17 protein-coding genes and 1 pseudogene are annotated in these 20,679 nt (G+C 73.0%); 11 read left to right on the plus strand and 7 right to left on the minus strand.

What is annotated here, in order from left to right; all coding sequences use genetic code 11:
- Window positions 1-112 precede the first annotated feature (112 nt).
- Window positions 113-595, minus strand: a complete 483-nt coding sequence (locus NW895_RS37405) for a DUF456 domain-containing protein (RefSeq protein ID WP_289941407.1) — start codon at window positions 593-595, stop codon at window positions 113-115.
- Between the two features lie 156 nt (window positions 596-751).
- Between NW895_RS37405 and NW895_RS37410 the strand changes: the two genes are divergently transcribed.
- Complete coding sequence (locus tag NW895_RS37410; RefSeq protein WP_289941409.1) at window positions 752-2,353, plus strand: protein phosphatase 2C domain-containing protein; 1,602 nt, start codon at window positions 752-754, stop codon at window positions 2,351-2,353.
- 367 nt (window positions 2,354-2,720) lie between these two features.
- Window positions 2,721-3,170, plus strand: a complete 450-nt coding sequence (locus tag NW895_RS37415) for an ATP-binding protein (protein ID WP_289941410.1) — start codon at window positions 2,721-2,723, stop codon at window positions 3,168-3,170.
- 71 nt (window positions 3,171-3,241) lie between these two features.
- On the opposite strand, the gene NW895_RS37420 is transcribed toward NW895_RS37415, so the two are convergent.
- Both NW895_RS37420 and NW895_RS37425 read right to left on the minus strand, forming a co-directional pair.
- A complete protein-coding gene (locus tag NW895_RS37420; protein ID WP_289941412.1) occupies window positions 3,242-4,285 on the minus strand; it encodes a DUF2637 domain-containing protein in 1,044 nt (347 codons plus the stop codon).
- 286 nt (window positions 4,286-4,571) lie between these two features.
- The gene (locus NW895_RS37425; protein ID WP_289941415.1) at window positions 4,572-5,417 is read right to left on the minus strand and encodes a (2Fe-2S)-binding protein; all 846 of its coding nucleotides are present in this window, start codon (window positions 5,415-5,417) and stop codon (window positions 4,572-4,574) included.
- 177 nt (window positions 5,418-5,594) lie between these two features.
- Here NW895_RS37425 and NW895_RS37430 point away from each other — a divergent pair, with 177 nt between their 5' ends.
- Complete coding sequence (locus NW895_RS37430; RefSeq protein ID WP_289941417.1) at window positions 5,595-6,416, plus strand: GntR family transcriptional regulator; 822 nt, start codon at window positions 5,595-5,597, stop codon at window positions 6,414-6,416.
- Window positions 6,417-6,708: 292 nt separating this feature from the next.
- On the opposite strand, the gene NW895_RS37435 is transcribed toward NW895_RS37430, so the two are convergent.
- On the minus strand, window positions 6,709-7,497 hold the full coding sequence (locus tag NW895_RS37435) for a hypothetical protein (RefSeq protein ID WP_289941418.1): 789 nt from the start codon (window positions 7,495-7,497) through the stop codon (window positions 6,709-6,711).
- A gap of 128 nt (window positions 7,498-7,625) precedes the next feature.
- Window positions 7,626-9,299 carry a PucR family transcriptional regulator gene (locus NW895_RS37440; RefSeq protein WP_289941419.1) on the minus strand — a complete coding sequence of 558 codons (1,674 nt, stop codon included), beginning with the start codon at window positions 9,297-9,299 and terminating at the stop codon, window positions 7,626-7,628.
- A 256-nt stretch (window positions 9,300-9,555) separates the two neighbouring features.
- On the opposite strand from NW895_RS37440, the gene NW895_RS37445 reads away from it, so the two are divergent.
- The 4 genes from NW895_RS37445 to NW895_RS37460 all read left to right on the plus strand — a co-directional run bounded on the left by NW895_RS37445 (window position 9,556) and on the right by NW895_RS37460 (window position 14,594).
- Window positions 9,556-10,446, plus strand: coding sequence for a xanthine dehydrogenase family protein subunit M (locus NW895_RS37445; RefSeq protein WP_289941420.1), 891 nt, complete (start codon window positions 9,556-9,558; stop codon window positions 10,444-10,446).
- Window positions 10,446-10,985: a (2Fe-2S)-binding protein gene (locus NW895_RS37450; RefSeq protein ID WP_289941421.1), complete on the plus strand. Its 540-nt coding sequence runs from the start codon at window positions 10,446-10,448 to the stop codon at window positions 10,983-10,985. The genes NW895_RS37445 and NW895_RS37450 overlap by 1 nt, the downstream gene beginning before the upstream one ends.
- 2 nt (window positions 10,986-10,987) lie before the next feature.
- Window positions 10,988-13,372, plus strand: coding sequence for a molybdopterin cofactor-binding domain-containing protein (locus tag NW895_RS37455; protein ID WP_289941422.1), 2,385 nt, complete (start codon window positions 10,988-10,990; stop codon window positions 13,370-13,372).
- Between the two features lie 70 nt (window positions 13,373-13,442).
- The gene (locus NW895_RS37460) at window positions 13,443-14,594 is read left to right on the plus strand and encodes an XdhC/CoxI family protein (protein WP_289941423.1); all 1,152 of its coding nucleotides are present in this window, start codon (window positions 13,443-13,445) and stop codon (window positions 14,592-14,594) included.
- 20 nt (window positions 14,595-14,614) lie between these two features.
- Here NW895_RS37460 and NW895_RS37465 read toward each other — a convergent pair whose 3' ends face one another.
- Together NW895_RS37465 and NW895_RS37470 are read right to left on the minus strand one after the other, a co-directional pair.
- A complete protein-coding gene (locus NW895_RS37465) occupies window positions 14,615-15,058 on the minus strand; it encodes an SRPBCC family protein (protein WP_289941424.1) in 444 nt (147 codons plus the stop codon).
- Window positions 15,059-15,135: 77 nt separating this feature from the next.
- Window positions 15,136-15,897 carry a polysaccharide deacetylase family protein gene (locus NW895_RS37470; RefSeq protein ID WP_289941516.1) on the minus strand — a complete coding sequence of 254 codons (762 nt, stop codon included), beginning with the start codon at window positions 15,895-15,897 and terminating at the stop codon, window positions 15,136-15,138.
- 151 nt (window positions 15,898-16,048) lie between these two features.
- On the opposite strand from NW895_RS37470, the gene NW895_RS37475 reads away from it, so the two are divergent.
- The 4 genes and pseudogenes from NW895_RS37475 to NW895_RS37490 all read left to right on the plus strand — a co-directional run.
- On the plus strand, window positions 16,049-17,011 hold the full coding sequence (locus NW895_RS37475; RefSeq protein WP_289941425.1) for an NAD-dependent epimerase/dehydratase family protein: 963 nt from the start codon (window positions 16,049-16,051) through the stop codon (window positions 17,009-17,011).
- A gap of 246 nt (window positions 17,012-17,257) precedes the next feature.
- Window positions 17,258-18,895, plus strand: coding sequence for a carbamoyltransferase C-terminal domain-containing protein (locus tag NW895_RS37480; protein ID WP_289941427.1), 1,638 nt, complete (start codon window positions 17,258-17,260; stop codon window positions 18,893-18,895).
- On the plus strand, window positions 18,892-19,896 hold the full coding sequence (locus NW895_RS37485) for a glycosyltransferase (RefSeq protein ID WP_289941428.1): 1,005 nt from the start codon (window positions 18,892-18,894) through the stop codon (window positions 19,894-19,896). Before NW895_RS37480 ends, NW895_RS37485 begins: the two co-directional genes overlap by 4 nt.
- Window positions 19,893-20,459, plus strand: a pseudogene (locus NW895_RS37490) (HAD family hydrolase); the annotation flags it as partial. The gene NW895_RS37485 and the pseudogene NW895_RS37490, both read left to right, overlap by 4 nt.
- Window positions 20,460-20,679: the final 220 nt, after the last annotated feature.

Below are 20,679 nucleotides of genomic sequence, written 5' to 3' on the forward strand. Positions count from 1 at the left end.
TCCCAGCGGGGTGCCTCCGCGCCCGCCTCGCCGACCAGCCGCACCCGGCGGGTGGCGCCGCCCGCGCGGACCGCCGGGAGTTGCCGAAGTTCCGGCGCGGTCCTGCGGCTGATCAGCCGCCGAACACCGCCCCGAGCCACGCACCTGTGATCAGCAGGCAGGTGAACAGTTCCGCGAGCACGCTGGAGCCGCCCGAGCGCATGGCGGTCCGCGTCGCCGCCATCGCCTCGCGGTGGCGGCCGAGCCGGAGGCGTTCGGCGAGGTAGACGCCGCCCATGAAGCCGGGGATCGCGCCGAGCACGGGGATCAGGACGAAGCCGAGGGAGGCCCCCGCGCCCGCGTACGCCATCATGCGGCGGGTGGCGCCGCTCGCCCGCAGCCGCCGGGGCGGGAGCGCCCAGCGCACCACCTGGGAGAGGAGCAGCGCGACCGTCGCCCCCACGAGCACGGACCACGCCACCGGCTCCGGGTCCTTCACCGCCCACCACGCGACCCCGGCCCACACCAGCCACGACCCCGGCACTCTGGGCAGCAGCACTCCGCACAGCCCGAGCAGGATGACCAGGCCGGACAGCAGGAGGTCCCACGCTCCCATTTGTCCAGAGTGCCGGAGGAGCCGAGAACGCGCAGGTCAGCGGTTGCCGCCTGGCTCGTATCGCCGTTCGACGCCTCCCCCGGTACGTCGTCGGAAGTGCGTTGATTTTCCGGATGCCCCGTTTTCATACGGCCCCTGCGGTGGACAATTGGGGGCATGAGCCAGCAGGGGGGAAGGCGCACCGGTCATGAGGACGACTGGTGGGGCCAGTTGTACGACGACTCCACCGGCGACACGGGGCCCGCGGCCGCGGGTGATTCCCTGGACGACCGGTTCGCCTCCGCGGCGGGGGCGGTGAACGACGGTGCGGCGGGCGGCGACGGGCTCGCTTCCGGGGCGGGCGCGGCGGGGGAGCGGGCGGGGTTCGAGACCGGGGGTGGGGGCGAGCGGCCCGCTTCCGGAAGCGTCGATCAGTGGGTGCGGTCGGCAGGAGCCGGCGTACCCCCACCGCGAGCCGGCGACGCGGCTGACGTCCCGCCCCGCACCGGCCCGCCCGCGCAGCGCGCACCCTGGGAGCCGCCCCCGGCCACTCCCATGGGTCCCGTGACCTTCCCACCCGGCCCCCAGCCGCCGGAACCGCCCGCGGCTCCCCCCGCCCGGAACGACCCGGAGAGGGTCTCGGAGGGACCTGACTCCTCCGGGGGAGGCGTCGCAGACGCTCCGCCCGCGCGGCAGACCGACGGAGTGGCCGCCCGGGGGAGCACCGCCGGCACCCCCGCACCCGCCCCCCTCCGCGACGACCCCCGCACCACGGTCCTCGGCCACGTCACCACCTCCCGCCCCACCTCTCCGCCCCCGTCCCGCGACCACGTCGGCTCCGGTCCGCCCACCTACGACGCCGAGCCCACGGCGTTGCCGCCCGCGGACCCCGACGACCTGGACGCTCTGGTCGCGGACACCGTGCTCGACGGGGCCCGCTACGGATCCTGCACGTTGCGGGCCGTGTCCGTGCGGGGCGACTCGGCCCGCTATCGGGGAGAACCGCGGCGGGACTCGTTGCTCACCGCGCGCTTCGGGGCGGGGGAGCAGGCGCTGCTGCTGATCGCCATGGCGACCGGTGTGCGCGCCACGCCGAGGGCGCACCGGGCGGCCGCCGAGGCCTGTCACTGGATCGGCCGGGCCGTGGGCCGCAGCCACGCACGGCTGGTCGAGGACCTCCGGGCCGCGCGGCGCGGCGACCTGAAGTCCGGCCTGCACCGCCTCACCGACCGCAGCCTCGGCAGACTCCGCGCCAGCGCCGCCGAACAGGGCATCGAACCGGAGGAGTACTCCGCCGCCCTGCGCTGCCTGCTGCTGCCCGCCGACCCCGACTGCCGTACCCGCGTGTTCTTCGGCGTCGGCGGAGGCGGACTGTTCCGGCTGCGGGACGGCGAATGGCAGGACATCGAACCGCGGGTCGCCGACGTCACCGGCGAACCCGTCGTCGGCTTCGGCTCGGTGCCCACCGAGACGCCCGAGGGCGACCGGCTCACCATGGACCTCGGCATCACGACGCCCCCGAGCCCGTACGAGGAACCCGAACCGCCCCGTGAACCCTTCCGCTTCCGCGCCTCCGTCGCCCGGCCGGGAGACGTTCTCCTGATGTGCACCGCCGGTCTGGCCGATCCGCTGCGCGGGGAACCGGAGTTGTGCGAGTACCTGGCGGCGCGCTGGTCCGGCCGGACCCCGCCCGGGCTCGCCGCCTTCCTCGCCGACAGCCAGGTCAGGGTCAAGGGGTACGCGGACGACCGTACGGCCGCCGGTGTCTGGGACGCCTGACGGCACTTCGGAACCAGTGGTTTCCGGCCAGTTTCGACGGCTGCGGGAACTTGGCCGTGCGGCCGGTGGCGCCCGGCAGCCCGATCTCCCCCGTCTCCACGATCCGTTCCGCCCCGGACGGCTTTCCTGGTGAGTCGTCAGATACGTGGCCGGCACACCTTGGCGCGGGGTGTGCCGTGGCCCCTCCGCCTGGAGGCGTGCCCTCGCCCGCGCACCCGTGGCCGAAGACCCGGTCGCCCGGCGATTCGACATGACTGCCTCGTGTCCGATCGGGCATGGATCCCCGTGAACGTGTTCGAGCAGGAGGGGAACCGACATCGGCACGCGGGCGGGGGACATGAAGAGTCAGGCACGAGGGGGCGGTCCCATGGCGGTCGGGGCCTCCTCGGCGAACCACACGGTGGAGGAGAAGGCCGACGGCGTCATGGAAGCGGCGCCCCAGCTCAGGCGCAGACTCGGGCGAGCGGACCTGCGGGCCGTGTCCGAGGCACGCAGGGCGCTGCGCGAACTGCTCCGGCACTGGGGCAGGCCCGGACGGTCCGAGATCGCGGAACTGCTCACCAGCGAGCTGGTCACCAACGCACTCGTCCACACCGACGACGACGCGGTCCTGACGGCCACCGTCGGACCCCGCGCACTGCGGGTGGAGGTGCGGGACTTCGTGGCCCGCCGGCCCAGACTGCGCGTACCGAACGCCGACGACGGTACGCATGGCAGGGGCCTGGTGCTGGTGCAGTCCCTCGCGGACGCGTGGGGGGTGCGGGCGCACGGGGTGGGGAAATCCGTGTGGTTCGAGCTCGATGCGGAAGCGGTGTGAGAGCGGAAGCGGTGTGAACGCGAAGGGGGCGCGACCTGCCGGGTCGCGCCCCCTTTCCGACGAGGTCGGGGTCAGCCGAACTGCTGCTCCAGGTCCTTGAGCTTGCGCTCCAGGGAGTCGAGGCGCGGCAGGGCCATGGTGTCGTCCTCCGCGGTGAGGTCGACGGTGATCGGGTCAGACCCGCTGCGCACGGGCTGAAGGGAGGGACGCGACCGGACGGGCAGTTGTTCCGGCCCGGATATGGCAGGCTCCGCGGAAACCTGCGCGGAGCCCCGTTCGACGGCCTGTACTTCCACCTGCCGTCCGCCGCCGCGGCCGACGAAGCCGCGGTGACCCCGGCTGATCGCCTTGAGCTGCGCGCGCTCCACACGCTCCTGCTCGCGGCGCCGCCGACGGGTCTCCTCCTTCTGGCGCTTGTCCTCGCGCACCTCCTCGACCGCTTCGTCGAGGCTGCGTACACCCTCCAGGAGCATCAGCGACCAGGCCCGGTAGGTCTCGCGGGGCGCCCGCAGCCAGCGGACGATGCGGATCTGCGGCAACGGGCGCGGCACCAGGCCCTGTTCCCGCAGGGCGGCCCGGCGGGTCTGCTTCAGCGCGCGGTCGAAGAGCACGGCGGCCGAGAGGGACATGCCCGCGAAGAAGTGGGGGGCGCCCGCGTGTCCGGTGCCCCTGGGCGCGTGCACCCAGTTGAACCAGGCCGCGGCGAAGGCGAACGTCCATACGAGTATCCGGGAGCCGAGCGCCGCGTCACCGTGGCTGGCCTCGCGCACCGCCAGGACGGAGCAGAACATCGCCGCCCCGTCCAGGCCGAACGGCACCAGGTACTGCCAGCCGCCGGTCAGGCCGAGGTTCTGCTCACCGAAGCCGACCAGGCCGTGGAAGGAGAGTGCGGCGGCCACTGCCGCACAGCAGAACAACAGGACGTAGGAGACGGTGCCGTAAACGGCCTCCTTGCGCCTGCGGCGCTCCTCGCTGCGCTCCCACGAGTCGTCGGCGCTCGTGTCCTTCCCCGCGGAGCGCTTGCCGCGCGCGAGCACCGCCACCGCCGTCAGCATGCCCAGGAGCAGTACGGCGCCCGGAAGCAGCCAGTTCAGCGATATGTCGGTCAGTCTCATCTGGGGTCCCTTGCATTGGGATAGGGCATAACGCCCGCCATGGTGGCCCAAACCCGCCGGTCCTCAGGGGGTTTCGGGGCAAGAGGCCGCCAAGGAAGTGCAAGGGGATGCCCAAGGTGGCGTTCTGCTCGAACTGCCGCTTGAGGCGCGGGAGTTGAGTTCGAATAAGACTACCTGCACCGGTGGTGCCCCGGGAAGTTTCCGGGGCCGGTGAGGACATTGTGAACTGGCTGTAATCCTGTGGGTGTGCCGTTCGCCGGATGATCCTATGGGGGGCTGACGGTTTTCAACCAGCCGTCGTCAGCAGCTTGGTGACCCGGTCCGCGTCGCAGGTGCGGGGGCAGGTGGCGCAGGTGTCCTCGGGGCGCAGTGTGTAGAACATGCAGCAGCTCGCCCGGTCCCGGGTGTGCAGCGGCTCGCCGTTCGGGCCGGTCAGCTCACGGAACGACGCCGCGCCGATGTACGGCCGGGTCGCCCCCGGCAGCAGCAGCTCCAGCTCGCGCATCGCGCGGTCCTCCTCGCCGAGGAGGTGGGCGACGTACCAGAGCCCCTCCACGACCTCGTCGGTCGCCATGCCCCACAGGGCACGGCCGCGGCGCCGCATGCGCGGTCCGAAGCCGGCGAGGACGGGTTCGATGTGCTCGGCGACGGCGGCCCGCACCTCGGCCCGCAGCGCCTCCTCGTCCGCGACGACGCGGGCGCCGGGGAGGGTGGCTGCCGGGTCGCCGGGGAGGCAGGCGAAGCTGTCCGGCCGGACGGCCAGGCGGCCTACGGAGAGGCCTGGGTGCGTGCGGTCGTACGAGACGTTCGTCACGGGGTAGCGGGGGACCCGGCGGTGCAGGAACCAGGGCACGGTGATCAGGAGACAGGCGGGCCAGGCGTAGCGGTGCAGGCCGAAGCTCGCTATGACGTCCGGGCGGGCCTTCTGGGCGTAGTCGCGCAGTACCTGGGCGTCGTCCCAGGCCAGGAAGGCCTCCAGGCCGGGGCCGCCCTCCGCCAGTGCGGCGGCGGCGATCCATCCGCCGTCGGTCGGGGGCGTGTCCTGTGGGGGCAGCTCCGTGATGACCAGGCCCGGGAAGACCTCGGTCAGGCGTGTGTACGCGGCCGTGACGGCTGAGCGGGGTGCGGGCATGCGGGGTCACCGATCTGCGTCTGACCGACGGACTGTCAAAGGTAAGCCTAACCTTAGTCGAGGGTTGGGGGTGGGAATTGGGATTTGAACTGGCGGCCGGTGCGCTTATGGTGCTTGACGGACGAGTAACAACTCGCCGTAATGACCCCAAGTACCGATACGTCCGGAGGAGGACCCTTGAAGCAGGGCGCGCAGGGCTCCGCCGGGACGGGGGACAGGGCGGGGGGCCCGGAGGTGCGTGCGGGGTCGGTTCGGGTGCCGTCGCAGGTCAGGGCCGTGGACGTGCAGCGGGTGCGGGAGGTGGCGGCCGGGGCGGCGCGGGGCGAGCACACGCGTGGTGAGCACACGCACGGTGAGCAGCCGCTGCCCCGGCCTGTCGTCCAGCGGTCGTCCGTGCGGGGGCAGATCCTGGACGCGCTGCGTACCGCGCTCGTGGCGGGGGATTTGCGGCCCGGTGAGGTGTACTCGGCACCCGCGCTCGGGGAGCGGTTCGGGGTGTCGGCGACGCCGGTGCGCGAGGCCATGCAGCAGCTGGCGTTGGAGGGTGCCGTCGAGGTGGTGCCCAACCGGGGGTTCCGGGTGGTCGAGCGCGGGGCGCGGGAGCTGGCGGAGCTGGCGGAGGTGCGGGCGCTGATCGAGGTGCCGGTGATGTTGCGGCTGGCGCGTACGGTGTGCGCCGAGCGGTGGGTGGAGCTGCGGCCCCTCGCCGAGGCGTCCGTCCGGGCGGCGTCCTCGGGGTGCCGGGCCACGTACGCGGAGTCCGACCGGGCGTTCCACCGTGCGGTTCTGTCGTTGTCCGGCAACGAACAGCTCGCGCAGATCGCCGACGATCTGCATCGCCGTGCTCAGTGGCCGTTGGTCGGGGGGCCGGTCACTCGGGGGCGGGCCGATCTGGTGGCGGATGCGGCGGAGCACATGGCGCTGCTGGAGGCGCTGATCGCGCGGGATCTGGATGTGGTGCAGGCTCTGGTGCGGGAGCATTTCGCGGGCGCGTCCTGAGGGGCATGCCTGCGGCGGCCTGTGCGGGTTTGGTGGGGGTGCGCGTTGCGCCTACGGGTGGTTGGTGGGTCGGGGCCGCGCCGGGGGGTGTCCGTCCTCGGTCCGGCGGGGCTGTCTCCTATGGAGGCGGAGGGTGATGGACGCCGGCCGCTGCGGGCGGACACCCCCCGACACGGCCCCTTCTCGCCGTGGGCGGGTGCGGGTGCGTCCAGCCGGGAACAAGCGTGCGGGCGACGGGGTGCCTCCCCCATGCCCTTCGAGCCGGGAGCACCAGTGTCATCCCGCCCGGGCGTCACGCCGTTGCCGCCCCCGCGGCCGGTGGGGCCGCCGCCAGTTGGCGGGCCAGCCACGTCGGTACGCCGCCCAGCAGGCGGAACAGGCGTCGCGCCTCCTCCCGCAGGCGGGATGCCTCCGGGTCCGTCTCCGTGTCGGCGAGGGACACCAGGGCCGGTGCCGTGCCGACGAGATAGCCCAGTTCCTCGCGGATGCGGAGGGACTCCGCGAAACCGTGGCGGGCCTCGGCCAGCTCGCCGTCCCTGAGGGCGAGCCCGGCCAGGTGGCGCCAGGTGAAGGAGAGCAGCAGCGGGTCGGAGTGCGCGGTGGCGCCTGCGTGGGCGCGGCGGTACGCGGCGCGGGCGGCCTGCGGGGAGCGGGTGAGGTTCTCCGCGAGGAGGCCGCGGCGGAAGTCGAGGAGGGCCCTGCCCGGCGCCCCCGGCGCGATCAGCGCCGCCGCGCGGCCGAGCGCGGCGCGTGCCTCGTCGGAGCGGTCGCGCACGCCGAGGAGCGTGGCGGCGTACGCCAAGTACCCGCGTTCACAAGCGGCCGCCCCGCGCTCGTCGTCGGTGTGAGCCATCGCCTCGGCCGTGCGCAGCGCGTCCTCGGCCTCCTCCCAGCCCTGCTCCGTGTACAGGCATCGTTCGATGAGCAGTGCGGCGCGTTGCAGCGCGGCCGGTGCGGTGACCGGTTGGAGCAGGGCGGCCGCGTCGGCCCAGCATGCGCGCGAGCGCAGCCGCCATACCGCGGTCTGGAGTGGATCGTCACCTGCGGTCGTTCCCGTACCAGACATGGCGGTATGCGCCACGTTGCCCTCCCCTAGCACGCCATCGAGCTGTTGAGTGGTGGCGGCATCTCAGCACGAATCGCACGGCCCGGCCAAGAGGGTGGGTGAAGGATTTCACAAAGTCGTGGGACTCCCCGGGGTCCGAGGTTTCAGCTCATCCGCAGGGCGAGGAAGAAATCCAGCTTGTCCTCGAGGCGTGAGAGGTCACGTCCCGTCAACTGCTCGATGCGGCCCACCCGGTAGCGCAGCGTGTTGACGTGCAGGTGAAGCCGGGTCGCGCAGCGGGTCCACGAGCCGTCGCTGTCCAGGAAGGCCTCCAGGGTGGGGATCAGTTCGGCCCGGTGGCGGCGGTCGTAGTCGCGCAGGGGGTCCAGGAGGCGGGCGGTGAAGGCTCTGCGGACGTCGTCCGGGACGAAGGGGAGGAGAAGGACGTGGGAGGCCAGCTCCTGGTGGCCGGCCGCGGTGACCCGGCCGGGGCGGGCCGCCGCCACCCGGCGGGCGTGGCGGGCCTCCTCCAGCGCGCCCCGCAGGCCCTCCGCCGAGTGCACCGTCGCGCTGACGCCGAGCGTGACCCGTCCGTCGTCGTTGAGGCCGGCCGCGAGCGGCTCCCGGACCGAGTCCAGCAGTACGTCGGCGAGGATGCCGGCCTCCGAGCCGTCGTGCTCCGTCGAGACCGCGGGCAGGGGGACGAGAGCGACGGCCTCGTCACCGGCCTGCGCCACGGCGATGCGGTCGGAGGGCTCGGGCCCGGTGGTGAGCGGGTCGACGAGGATCTCCTCCAGCAGTGCCTGGGCCACCGGACCTCCCTCCATGGCGCTGTCCTCCCACTCCACGCACGCCACGACGACCTGCCAGTGCGGGGCCGCGCCGAGGCCGGGGAGCAGGACCGGGGCCGCCACCCGCAGGCGCGCAGCGATCTCGGCGGGGGCCGCCCCCGCCTGGACCAGTTCGAGGACCTCCTGTGCGAGGCGGCGGCGGACCGTGCGTGACGCGTCCCGGCGGTCCCGCTCGACCGCGATCAGCTGTGTGACGCCGTGCAACAGGTCGAGCCGTTCCTCGGCCCAGTCCCCGGCGTCCGCCTCGACGGCCAGCAGCCAGTCGGACAGCACCGTCTCGCGCACGTCCCGGGCGGGCTGCGGGGAGCGGCTGCCGCTGCGGATCGGGAAGAGGCTGTACGTCGTTCCGCCCACCGGCGCACGGTGCGGGGCGCGGCGGTCCGTGCGGGTGGCCGCCAGATGTTCGGCCGCGAGCGCGGCGCACACCTCGGCGGGCAGCGTCGGGGCCGCGAGCTTCGGGCCCGCGATGAGCCGGCCGGTGGGGGAGAGGACCCAGGCACGCAGGTCCAGGTCGGAGCCGAGGAGGTCGAGGACCACGTCCGGGCCGCCGCCCGCCGGGCCCGAGGTCATCATCCGGCGGTGGCGGTCCACCACGGCCGCCAGGTCTCCCGCGCGCTCGCCCGAGACCTGCCGCACGACATGCTCGGTGATCGTCGCGAACGCCACCGACTCGTGCACCGCGAAGAGCGGGAGGCGGTGGCGGGCACAGGCCAGCACCAGATCCTCCGGGACGTCGCCCAGTTCCGCCTCGCCCGCGGCGAGCGCCGCCACGCCCGCCTGCACCAGGATCCGTACGAAAGGCTCGGAGTCCGCCGCGTCCCGACGCCAGGCCAGGCCCGTGAGCACCAGCTCCCCGCCCGAGAGATAGCGGCTGGGGTCGCGCAGGTCGGTGGTCATGACGCCCCGCACGGCGCGGTCCAGCTCGTCCTCGCCACCGAGCAGCTTGAGGCCCAGCGCGTCGGTGTCCAGCAGTGCGCGCAGCCGCATTCTCGTCGCCCGCCGTCCTTTGTCTCGAATTCTGCGATGGATCTTGAGGGGTGGTTGGGTCACGCGGCTGTGGGGCGCGTTTCACCAGGAGAAGGCGGAGGTTGCCGATGACCTCCGTTCATACGAATCTACAAGATGACCGTGCTGGCCAGTTAACTCCTTCATGGTTTCCGTGACTGACCCGGTCGCGGCACCGCGCTGTGTACTTGAGTCCCGTCCGCGTCACGAGCCCACGAGACGAAGAAGAGAGCCGGTCATGGACTTCCTTCGCCCCGCCAGCTGGGAGGAGGCGCTCGCCGCGAAGGCCGAGCACCCCACCGCTGTGCCGATCGCGGGCGGCACCGACGTGATGGTCGAGATCAACTTCGACCATCGCCGGCCCGAGTACCTCATGGACCTCAACCGCATCGGTGACCTGTCCGAGTGGGAGGTGGGCGAGGACAGTGTGCGGCTGGGAGCCTCCGTGCCGTACACGAAGATCATGGAGAACCTGCGCGCCGAGCTGCCGGGTCTCGCCCTCGCCTCGCACACGGTCGCCTCCCCGCAGATCCGCAACCGCGGCGGGGTCGGCGGCAACCTCGGCACCGCCTCCCCCGCGGGTGACGCCCACCCGGCCCTGCTCGCCGCCGGCGCCGAGGTCGAGGCCGAGTCGGTGCGCGGGGTGCGGCGCATTCCGATCGACGAGTTCTACCAGGGCGTGAAGCGCAATGCGCTGGAGCCGGACGAGCTGATCCGCGCCGTGCACATCAGGAGGGCCGACGGGCCCCAGCAGTTCTCCAAGGTCGGTACGCGCAACGCCATGGTCATCGCCGTGTGCGCCTTCGGGCTCGCGTTGCATCCTCGGAGCCGTACGGTCCGTACGGGCATCGGTTCGGCGGCGCCCACGCCGGTCCGCGCCAAGGCGGCCGAGGAGTTTCTGAACGCGGCGCTCGACGAGGGCGGCTTCTGGGACAACGGGAAGATCATCGCCCCGTCGGTCGCCAAGCAGTTCGCGGACCTGTGCTCCGCCGCCTGCAACCCGATCGACGACGTCCGGGGCACGGCCGGTTACCGGCGTCACGCGGTCGGCGTCATGGCCCGCCGCACGCTGACCTGGACCTGGGAGTCGTACCGCGGCGCCCGCCGCGTCTCAAAGGGAGCTGCCTGATGCGCGTCACCTTCACGGTCAACGGACGGCCGCAGGAGGCCGACGACGTCTGGGAGGGCGAGTCCCTGCTGTACGTGCTGCGGGAGCGGCTCGGCCTGCCGGGGTCGAAGAACGCCTGCGAGCAGGGGGAGTGCGGGTCGTGCACGGTCCGGCTCGACGGAGTGCCCGTGTGTTCCTGCCTGGTGGCGGCGGGCCAGGTGGAGGGCCGGGACGTCGTCACGGTCGAGGGGCTGGCCGACCACGCCGAGCGGCGTGCCCACGGTACGTCGGGGGCCCACGGCACCGACGCCCGGACCGGTGAGCGGACCGACCTCGCCCCGATCCAGCAGGCCTTCGTCGACGCCGGCGCCGTCCAGTGCGGCTTCTGCACGCCCGGCCTGCTCGTCGCCGCCGACGAGATGCTGGAGCGCAACCCCAACCCGACCGACGCGGACATCCGCGAGGCCCTGTCGGGCAACCTGTGCCGCTGCACCGGATACGAGAAGATCATGGACGCGGTTCGCCTCGCGGCCGCCCGCCAGCAGTCCGAGGGGGTCTGAGCATGCCATCGGCCATCGGCGCACCCAAGAAGGTCACCCAGGGGTCCCCGACCAGGGGCGGCATCGGCGAGTCCACGCTCCGTCCGGACGGCACCCTCAAGGTCACCGGTGAGTTCGCGTACTCGTCCGACATGTGGCACGAGGACATGCTGTGGGGGCAGACCCTGCGGTCGACCGTCGCGCACGCCGAGATCGTGTCGATCGACACGAGCGAGGCGCTGGCGACGCCGGGTGTGTACGCCGTCATGACGTACGACGACCTGCCGACCGAGGTGAGGAACTACGGTCTGGAGATCCAGGACACCCCGGTCCTCGCCCACGGCAAGGTCCGCCACCACGGCGAGCCCGTCGCGATCGTCGCCGCCGACCACCCGGAGACCGCGCGCCGCGCCGCCGCCAGGATCAAGGTCGAGTACCGGGAGCTGCCCGTCATCACGGACGAGGCCTCAGCCCTGGCGCCCGACGCCCTCCTGGTGCATGAGGACCGCACCGACCACCACAGCGCCCACGTCCCGCACCCGAACATCGTCCACCGACAGCCGATCGTCCGCGGTGACGTGGCCCAGGCCGCCAAGAAGGCCGATGTCATCGTCAAGGGCGAGTACACCTTCGGCATGCAGGACCAGGCCTTCCTCGGCCCCGAGTCCGGGCTCGCCGTGCCGGACGAGGACGGCGGCGTCCACCTCTACGTCGCCACCCAGTGGCTGCACGCCGACCTCCGTCAGATCGCACCCGTCCTGGGCCTGCCCGAGGACAAGGTCCGGATGACCCTGGCGGGCGTGGGCGGAGCCTTCGGCGGCCGCGAGGACCTGTCGATGCAGATCCACGCCTGCCTGCTGGCGCTGCGGACGGGGAAACCCGTGAAGATCGTCTACAACCGGTTCGAGTCCTTCTTCGGGCACGTCCACCGCCACCCGGCCAAGCTGTCCTACGAGCACGGGGCCACGAAGGACGGCAGGCTGACCCACGTCAAGTGCCGGATCGTCCTCGACGGCGGCGCGTACGCGTCCTCCTCCCCGGCGGTCGTCGGCAACGCCGCCTCGCTCGGTGTCGGGCCGTACCAGGTCGACGACGTCGAGATCGAGGCCGTCGCGCTCTACACCAACAACCCGCCCTGCGGCGCCATGCGCGGCTTCGGCGCGGTCCAGGCGTGCTTCGCGTACGAGGCGCAGATGGACAAGGTGGCGCGGCGGCTGGGCATGGATCCGGTGGAGTTCCGGCAGCTCAACGCCATGGAGCAGGGGACCCTGATGCCGACCGGGCAGCCGGTCGACTCCCCGGCGCCGGTCGCCGAACTCCTGCGCCGTGTCAAGGCGATGCCGATGCCGCCGGAGCGGCAGTGGGAGAGCTCCGAGGGCGCGGACCTACGGCAGCTGCCCGGCGGCCTGTCCAACACCACGCACGGCGAAGGCGTCGTACGGGGTGTCGGCTACGCGGTCGGCATCAAGAACGTCGGCTTCTCCGAGGGCTTCGACGACTACTCGACCGCGCGCGTGCGCCTGGAGGTCGTCGGTGGTGAGCCGGTCGCCACCGTGCACACGGCGATGGCGGAGGTCGGCCAGGGCGGCGTCACCGTCCACGCGCAGATCGCCCGCACCGAGCTGGGCGTCGCGCAGGTGACGATCCACCCGGCGGACACGCGGGTGGGGTCGGCGGGGTCGACCTCCGCGTCCCGGCAGACGTATGTCACCGGTGGTGCCGTGAAGAACGCCTGCGAGCTCGTCCGCGAGAAGGTGCTGGAGATCGGGCGACGCAGGTTCGGCCCGAACCACCCCGCCTGGGCCACCGACGGGTTGCTGCTGGAGGGCGGCAAGGTGGTGACCGACGGCGGTGAGGTGCTCGCCGATCTGGTGGACGTCCTCGGCGACGAGGCCGTGGAGGCCGAGGAGGAGTGGCGGCACCGGCCGACCGAGCCCTTCGACCTGCGCACCGGCCAGGGCAACGGTCATGTGCAGTACAGCTTCGCCGCGCACCGGGCCGTCGTCGAGGTCGACACCGAGCTGGGGCTGGTCAAGGTGATCGAGCTGGCCTGCGCGCAGGACGTCGGCAAGGCGCTCAACCCGCTGTCCGTCGTCGGCCAGATCCAGGGCGGTACCACCCAGGGGCTGGGTATGGCGGTCATGGAGGAGATCGTCGTCGACCCCCGGACGGCGAAGGTGCGCAACCCCTCCTTCACGGACTACCTGATCCCCACCATCCTCGACACGCCGAGCATCCCGGTCGACGTCCTCGAACTCGCCGACGACCACGCTCCGTACGGGCTGCGGGGCGTGGGCGAGGCGCCGACCCTGTCGTCGACCCCGGCCGTGCTCGCGGCGATCCGCGACGCGACGGGACGGGAGCTGAACAGGACACCGGTGCGGCCGGAGCACCTCACGGGTACGTGAGCCTCCGGAAGCCAGGGGCAGTGGCTGTTTTCGAGCCCCTCCGTACAACCGCTGGTAAGGAGACCGACAGATGCTGGACATCGCCGCAGAGCTGCACCGGTGGGTCGAGCAGGGACGCGACTTCGCCCTGGCCACCGTGGTCGCGGTCGGCGGCAGCGCCCCCCGTCAGCCCGGGGCCGCGCTCGCGGTGGACGCCGACGGCACGGCGATCGGCTCGGTCTCCGGCGGGTGTGTGGAGGGTGCCGTGTACGAGCTGTGCCGGCAGGCGCTGGCCGACGGGGAGACGGTGCTGGAGCGCTTCGGGTACAGCGACGAGGACGCCTTCGCCGTCGGCCTGACCTGCGGCGGCGTCATCGACATCCTCGTCACGCCGGTACGGCACGCCGACCCGGCCCGCCCGGTGCTCTCGGCCGCGCTGGCCGCCGCGGTGCGGGGGGAGGCCACGGCCGTGGCGCGTGTCGTGTCCGGGCCGCCGGAGCTGACGGGCCGGGCGCTGCTGGTCCGATCCGACGGCTCGTACGACGGAGGTTTCGGCGCCCATCGCGAGCTGGACCGCACGGTGGCCGCCGAGGCCGGCGCCTTCCTGGACGCCGGCCGCACCGGCACCCTGGAGATCGGAGAGCAGGGCTCGCGCTGCGGAGCGCCGCTCACTGTCCTGGTCGAGTCGTCCGTGCCCCCGCCCCGGATGATCGTCTTCGGTGCGATCGACTTCGCGTCGGCACTGGTCCGTATCGGCAGGTTCCTCGGCTACCACGTGACGGTGTGCGACGCGCGCCCGGTGTTCGCGACGCGGACACGCTTCCCGGAGGCCGACGAGATCGTCGTCGAGTGGCCGCACCGGTACCTGGAGCGCACCGAGGTCGACGCCCGCACGGTGCTGTGCGTTCTCACCCACGACGCCAAGTTCGACGTACCGCTGCTGAAGCTCGCGCTTCGGTTGCCGGTGGCGTACGTCGGGGCCATGGGTTCCCGCCGGACCCATCTGGACCGCAACGAGAGGCTGCGCGAAGCCGGCGTCACCGATCTGGAGCTGGCGCGGCTCAGGTCACCCATCGGCCTCGACCTGGGCGCCCGTACGCCGGAGGAGACGGCCCTGTCGATCGCCGCGGAGATCGTCGCGAACCGGCGTGGCGGGAGCGGGGTTTCCCTGACCGGTGCGCACACGCCGATCCACCACGACGTGACGGGCCCGCCGGCGCGGCGGATCGGTTCGGTGGCCTGAGCCGAGGGGCGTGCGCGGGATCAGGGGGTTCTCAGCAGCCGGTTCACCGCCCGCCCGAACACGTACCGCGCCGTCCGCTCCAGGGGGCCGTCGAACAGGGCCGGCAGCAGCCGGACCCGCAGTTCCTCGCGCCAGAGCACCCGGGAACGGCCGCCCGGCCCCGGCCGCACCTCCACCTCGGCCCAGCCCCGGACCACCCGGCCCCGCTTCTCCAGGCGGCACAGGCCGGGCGTCCCGTCGTCCGACGGCGGCTGCCAGACCGTCACCTCCATCCTGTCGTCGAAGGCGAACGCACCGACGCCGGAGCGGGCCACGAAGACCGTGCCCCGGCCGGTCGGCGGGGGTGTGACCACGGTGACCCGGGTCAGCGGGACCGCGCCGCCGTGCCGCGGCCACTCCGTGAGCCGGCGCCATGCCTCGTCGAGGGGGAGCGGTGCCGTGCGTTCGAGATGGAAGACGACCACGGAGCGATCTTAGGGAATCCGTCCTGCTCAGCGGAGGGCTCGTCCACGGGTCACCCGTTCGGCCCAGGGATGGCGCGTCAGGGCCGGTACACCTTCCCCGGCTCCGCCCTCCCGGGCGCCAGCAGCTGCGGCACCGTCACGAACACGTACCCCCGCTCCTTGAGCGCGTCGATGATCCCGGGCACGGCGGGCACGGTCCCGTCGTAGATGTCGTGCAGCAGGATGATGCCGTCCCGGGAGGCCTGGTCGAGGACGCGGCGGGTGATCAGCGCCGAGTCGGTGGTCGTGTAGTCCTTCGCTGTCACGCTCCACAGGATCTCGGCGAGACCGAGCTCGCGGCAGATCTCGTGCACCGTGTCGTTCGTACGGCCCTGGGGCGGGCGCATGAGGGTCGGGCGCCGGCCGGTCAGGCGCTCTATCTCCCGGTTCGGGCGCTCCAGCTCCTCGCGTATCTCCTCGGGCTCGATCCGCGTCAGGATCCTGTGGTCCCAGGTGTGGCTGGCGACCTCGTGACCCTCGTCCGCCATGCGCCTGACAAGCTCGGGGTATTTCTCGATGTGCCGCTTCCCGAGCAGGAAGAAGGTCGCCGGGACCTGCTTGTCCCGGAGGATGTCGAGCAGCCGGGCGGAGTTCTCGCTGGGTCCCGCGTCGAAGGTGAGCGCGATGCACTTGGCCCGGCGGCAGTCGACGGTGCCGAAGCGGGCCCGTGCGCCGGCCGCGGCGCGGGCGGCACTGGGGGCGGTCGTGTCGTGCTTCGAACAGCCGGTCAGCGCCAGCGTGAGGGAGACGGCCGCCGTGAGGAGGGCGGCGGCACGCAACCCGGTCCCCGTTCTTTTCATCTTCCTGGTCAGAGAAGGCATGCGAGGACTATACATAGCGTGTATATACGCAGTGTATAGTTGATCGTCGAACGCAGATTCGAGGTACGTCGGGCCGTCACCGGGTTACTCGCGCGGACACGCAAGTGAAGGCAAGAGTGAGGAGAGCCCCGTGAGCGGACACCCCTGGCGCCGGGCCCTGGTGACCGGCGGAGCCGGATTCGTGGGATCCCACCTGTGCGGGCGGCTGCTCGACGCCGGCACCGACGTCGTGTGCCTCGACAACCTGGCCACGGGCTCCCGGACCAACGTGACCGACCTGGAACAGCGGCGCGGTTTCCGCTTCGAGCGGGCCGACGCCACCGATCCGGCCGCCCTGCGTGGCCTGCCCGGCCGGTTCGACCTGGTCCTGCACTTCGCCTGCCCGGCCTCCCCCGCCGACTACCTCCGGCTGCCGCTGGAGACCCTCGACGTCGGCAGCAGCGGCACCCGCAACGCCCTGGAGCGCGCCCGCGCCGACGGCGCCCGCTTCGTCCTCGCCTCCACCTCCGAGGTGTACGGCGACCCGCTGGAGCATCCGCAGCGCGAGACCTACTGGGGCAACGTCAACCCGGTCGGCCCGCGCAGCGTCTACGACGAGTCCAAGCGGTTCGCCGAGGCCCTGGTCACCGCCCACCGCCAGGTGCACGGCACCGACACCGCCATCGTCCGCATCTTCAACACCTACGGCCCCCGTATGCGCACCGGCGACGGCCGTGCCGTCCCCACCTTCATCGCACAGGCCCTGGACGGCATGCCCCTCACGGTCGCCGGCGACGGCAGCCAGACCCGGTCCTTGTGCTACGTCGACGACACGGTCGACGGCATCCTCGCGCTGGCCGCGTCCGCCGAGACAGGGCCGATGAACATCGGCGGCGGCGAGGAGATCACCATGCTGGAGCTGGCCCGGCGCATCGTCGAGCTCACCGGCTCCGCCTCCCGCATCCGGTTCGTCGACCGCCCCGCCGACGACCCCGCCCGGCGCCGGCCCGACACCACCCTGGCCCGGGAGCGGCTCGGCTGGCAGCCGCGCGTCGGCTGGAACGAGGGCCTTGAGCGGACCGTGGGCTGGTTCGCGCACGCCGTGGCGGCCTGACGGCGACCCTCGCGCCGCGTCATGCGGCCTCGCCCGTGGGCCGCTCGGTGACGGCCCTGTCCCACGACACAACTGGGGCTATCAGTAACAGAGGGTGAGAAGTCAGTGTTTTTCCGGCATTGAGCTGTCTCCAAGTGTTTGAGACAGCTGCGCCGCGGCACCCGGCCAGCCGAGACGACCCCATAGGCCCAGGCAGCCCCACCAGCCCGGAGAGACCCACCAGCCGCTCGGGACGGAGCACCACCCATGCGCATCCTTGGTATCAACGCCCTGTTCCACGACCCGGCCGCCGCCCTCGTCGTCGACGGCAGGACCGTTGCGGCCGCCGAGGAGGAGCGTTTCAGCCGCCGCAAGCACGGCAAGCGTCCGGTGCCCTTCTCCGCGTGGGAGCTGCCCGAACAATCCGCCCGCTGGTGCTTGGAGCACGCAGGGCTACGGCCTCAGGAGCTCGATGCCGTCACCTACTCCTTCGACCCGACGCTCGCCCGGCCCGCCCAGGAGATGGGCCTGAACGACCCCTGGGACCCGCTGCGCCTGGACTACGCCCGCCGCGCCCCGGAGTTCCTGGCCGAGGCGCTGCCCGGGCTCGATCCCGACCAGGTCGTCTTCGTCCCCCACCACGTGGCGCACGCCGCCTCCGCGGGACCCGCCTCGCCGCACCCCGACAGCGCCGTGCTGGTCCTCGACGGCCGCGGCGAGGCCGCCTCGCACCTGGCCGGACGCTTCCGCGACGGCAAGCTCGACACCCTCGCCGCGCAGGCCCTGCCCGACTCGCTCGGCCTGGTCTACGAGGAGCTCACCGAGCACCTCGGCTTCCTGCGCAGCAGCGACGAGTACAAGGTGATGGCCCTCGCCTCCTACGGCAAGCCCCGCTTCCTGCCCCAGCTGCGCCAGTACGTCCACTCCACCGGCGACGGCGGCTTCCGTGCCCACGGCGTCGACTGGGCCGCCCTCGCCCCGCCCCGAGCCAAGGGCGAACCGTGGACGCAGGAGCACGCCGACCTGGCCGCCAGCACGCAGACCGTGCTGGAGGAGGTCCTGCTCGACCTCGTGCACTGGCTGCACGGCGAGGCCGGCGGCGAGGCGCTCACCATGGCGGGCGGCGTCGCCCTCAACTGCGTCGCCAACTCCAGGATCGCCGCGAGCGGCCCCTACCGGCACGTCTGGGTGCAGCCCGCCGCCGGAGACGCCGGAACCGCCCTCGGCGGGGCCCTGTACCTGGCCGGGCAGGAGGAGAGCCCGCAGCCCATGCCCGGTGCCGACCTCGGCCGCGGCTGGAGCGACGAGGAACTGCGGGACTGGCTCGACACCGCCGCGATCCCGTACGAGAAGCCCGACGACATCGCGGAGACCGTCGCCGAGGAACTCGCCCGGGACGGGGTCGTCGCCTGGTTCCAGGGCCGCAGCGAGTACGGGCCGCGCGCCCTCGGGCACCGCTCCCTGCTCGCCCACCCGGGCCGGGCGGAGAACCTGGAACGGCTCAACCACGTCAAGGGACGCGAGGAGTTCCGGCCGGTCGCGCCGATGGTCCTTGCCGACCGCGCCGCCGAGCTGTTCTCCGGCGGCCCGCTGCCCAGCCCGTACATGCTCTTCGTGCACGACGTGGCCGAGGAGTGGCGCGAGCGCATCCCGGCCGTCGTGCACGTCGACGGCACCGCCCGCATCCAGACCGTCGAGGAGCGCCGGGAACCGCTCGTCGCCCGCATGCTGCACGCCTTCGAACGGCGCACCGGGCTGCCGGTCGTGGTCAACACCAGCCTCAACACCGCCGGGCGGCCCATGGTCGACGACCCGCGCGACGCGCTGGAGTGCTTCGGCTCCGCACCGGTGGACCTGCTGGCGATCGGGCCGTACGCGGTCCGCCGGGGGAGGGCGTTCGGATGACCGCGTACGCCGTCGTGATCCCCACCCTGGCCCGCGACACGCTGGCCGACTGCCTCGCCGCGCTGGCCGCCGCGACCGGGCCGCGCCCCGAGGAGATCGTCCTCGTCGACGACCGGCCCGACCCCGACGCCGACCCGGGGCAGCTGGACCATCCGTTGAGCGTCCTGGGCGACCTGCGGGAGAGCACCCTCGTGCTGCGCAGCGGCGGCCGGGGGCCCGCGGCCGCCCGCAACACCGGGATGCGCGCGGTCGGCTCGCCGTGGATCGCGTTCCTCGACGACGACGTCCAGGTCGGGCCCCACTGGTGCGACCAGCTGGCCCAGGACCTCGCCGAGGCGGCCCCCGACACCGCCGGTGTGCAGGGGGTGATCGCCGTCCCGCTGCCGGGCGAGCGCCGCCCCACCGACTGGGAACGCGGTACGGCCGGCCTCGCCAAGGCGCGCTGGATCACCGCCGACATGGCCTACCGCACCGACGCGGTCAAGCAGGTCGGCGGCTTCGACGAACGCTTCAAGCGGGCCTTCCGCGAGGACGCCGACATCGCGCTGCGCCTCCTCGACGCCGGCTGGCGCATCCAGCGGGGCCGCCGCACGACCCGGCATCCCGTGCGGCCCGCCTCCCGCTGGGTGTCCCTCAAGCAGCAGCGCGGCAACGCCGACGACGCCCTCATGCGGCGCCTGCACGGCCCCGACTGGTGGCACAAGGCGGTCGCGCCGCGTGGCCGCATCCGCAGCCACGTCGCCATCACGGCCGCCGGAGCCGCCGCGGCCACCCTCGCGGCCACCGGTCACCCCAGGGCGGCCGCGGCCGCCGGGCTCGGCTGGGCGGCCGGCACCGGCGAGTTCGCCTGGGCCCGCATCGCCCCCGGGCCGCGCACCCGGTACGAGGTCACGACCATGCTGGTGACCAGCGTGCTCATACCGCCCGCCGCGACCTGGCACCGGCTGATCGGACTGTGGCGGCACCGGGGCGCCGGCGCATGGCGGGAGGTGGCCGCATGAGCCCGGTCAAGGCCGTCCTGTTCGACCGTGACGGGACCCTCGTCGAGGACGTCCCCTACAACGGCGACCCCGAGCGCGTGCGGCCCGTCGAGGGCGCCCGCGAGGCGCTCGGCCTGCTGCGCGCGCACGGCATCCGCACCGGAGTCGTCACCAACCAGTCGGGCGTCGCGCGCGGACTGATCACCGACGCCGACGTCCGCGCGGTCAACCGGCGCATCGACGATCTGCTCGGCCCGTTCGACGTGTGGGGTGTCTGCCCGCACGGCCCCGACGACGGCTGCCACTGCCGCAAGCCCCAGCCCGGGCTGGTGCTGTGGGCGGCGGGCCGGATCTGCACGCCGCCCGAGGACTGCGTGGTGATCGGCGACATCGGCGCCGACGTCGAGGCCGCCCGCCGGGCCGGAGCCCACGGCATCCTCGTCCCCACCCCCGTGACCCGGCCCGAGGAGACGGCGAACGCCGACCATGTGGCGCCGGACCTCCTGACCGCCGTACGCGCGGTGCTCAACGGGCCACCACAAGGACGGGTCCTGGCGGACGAACGCCCGATCGAGTCCGCCTTCGAACCGCCCTCCGACACGGGCCCGAACCCGTCCACCGCGCATTCTGGCGGGCGTGAGTCTGCCGTCGAGCCCGGTGGGCGGGCGTCTGCCGCGGATCCTGGTGGGCGTGAGTCCGCCGTCGAGCCCGGCGGGCGGGAGTCCGCTGCCGGCCCTGGTGGGCGTGAGTCCGGTGCCGTGCCGTGGGGGCGTGAGTCTGCCGTCGAGCCCGGTGGGCCTGAGG

This window comes from Streptomyces sp. S.PNR 29 (assembly GCF_030386795.1).
Classification (GTDB): domain Bacteria; phylum Actinomycetota; class Actinomycetes; order Streptomycetales; family Streptomycetaceae; genus Streptomyces.

What these genes read in the sequence shown, in the direction of transcription:
- NW895_RS37480 (WP_289941427.1), top strand. Translation starts at nt 17,258, where the DNA reads ATGCGCATCCTTGGTATCAACGCCCTGTTCCACGACCCGGCCGCCGCC.
- NW895_RS37405 (WP_289941407.1), bottom strand. Translation starts at nt 595, where the DNA reads ATGGGAGCGTGGGACCTCCTGCTGTCCGGCCTGGTCATCCTGCTCGGG.
- NW895_RS37455 (WP_289941422.1), top strand. Translation starts at nt 10,988, where the DNA reads ATGCCATCGGCCATCGGCGCACCCAAGAAGGTCACCCAGGGGTCCCCG.
- NW895_RS37420 (WP_289941412.1), bottom strand. Translation starts at nt 4,285, where the DNA reads ATGAGACTGACCGACATATCGCTGAACTGGCTGCTTCCGGGCGCCGTA.
- NW895_RS37460 (WP_289941423.1), top strand. Translation starts at nt 13,443, where the DNA reads ATGCTGGACATCGCCGCAGAGCTGCACCGGTGGGTCGAGCAGGGACGC.
- NW895_RS37450 (WP_289941421.1), top strand. Translation starts at nt 10,446, where the DNA reads ATGCGCGTCACCTTCACGGTCAACGGACGGCCGCAGGAGGCCGACGAC.
- NW895_RS37445 (WP_289941420.1), top strand. Translation starts at nt 9,556, where the DNA reads ATGGACTTCCTTCGCCCCGCCAGCTGGGAGGAGGCGCTCGCCGCGAAG.
- NW895_RS37410 (WP_289941409.1), top strand. Translation starts at nt 752, where the DNA reads ATGAGCCAGCAGGGGGGAAGGCGCACCGGTCATGAGGACGACTGGTGG.
- NW895_RS37425 (WP_289941415.1), bottom strand. Translation starts at nt 5,417, where the DNA reads ATGCCCGCACCCCGCTCAGCCGTCACGGCCGCGTACACACGCCTGACC.
- NW895_RS37440 (WP_289941419.1), bottom strand. Translation starts at nt 9,299, where the DNA reads ATGCGGCTGCGCGCACTGCTGGACACCGACGCGCTGGGCCTCAAGCTG.
- NW895_RS37415 (WP_289941410.1), top strand. Translation starts at nt 2,721, where the DNA reads ATGGCGGTCGGGGCCTCCTCGGCGAACCACACGGTGGAGGAGAAGGCC.
- NW895_RS37470 (WP_289941516.1), bottom strand. Translation starts at nt 15,897, where the DNA reads ATGAAAAGAACGGGGACCGGGTTGCGTGCCGCCGCCCTCCTCACGGCG.
- NW895_RS37485 (WP_289941428.1), top strand. Translation starts at nt 18,892, where the DNA reads ATGACCGCGTACGCCGTCGTGATCCCCACCCTGGCCCGCGACACGCTG.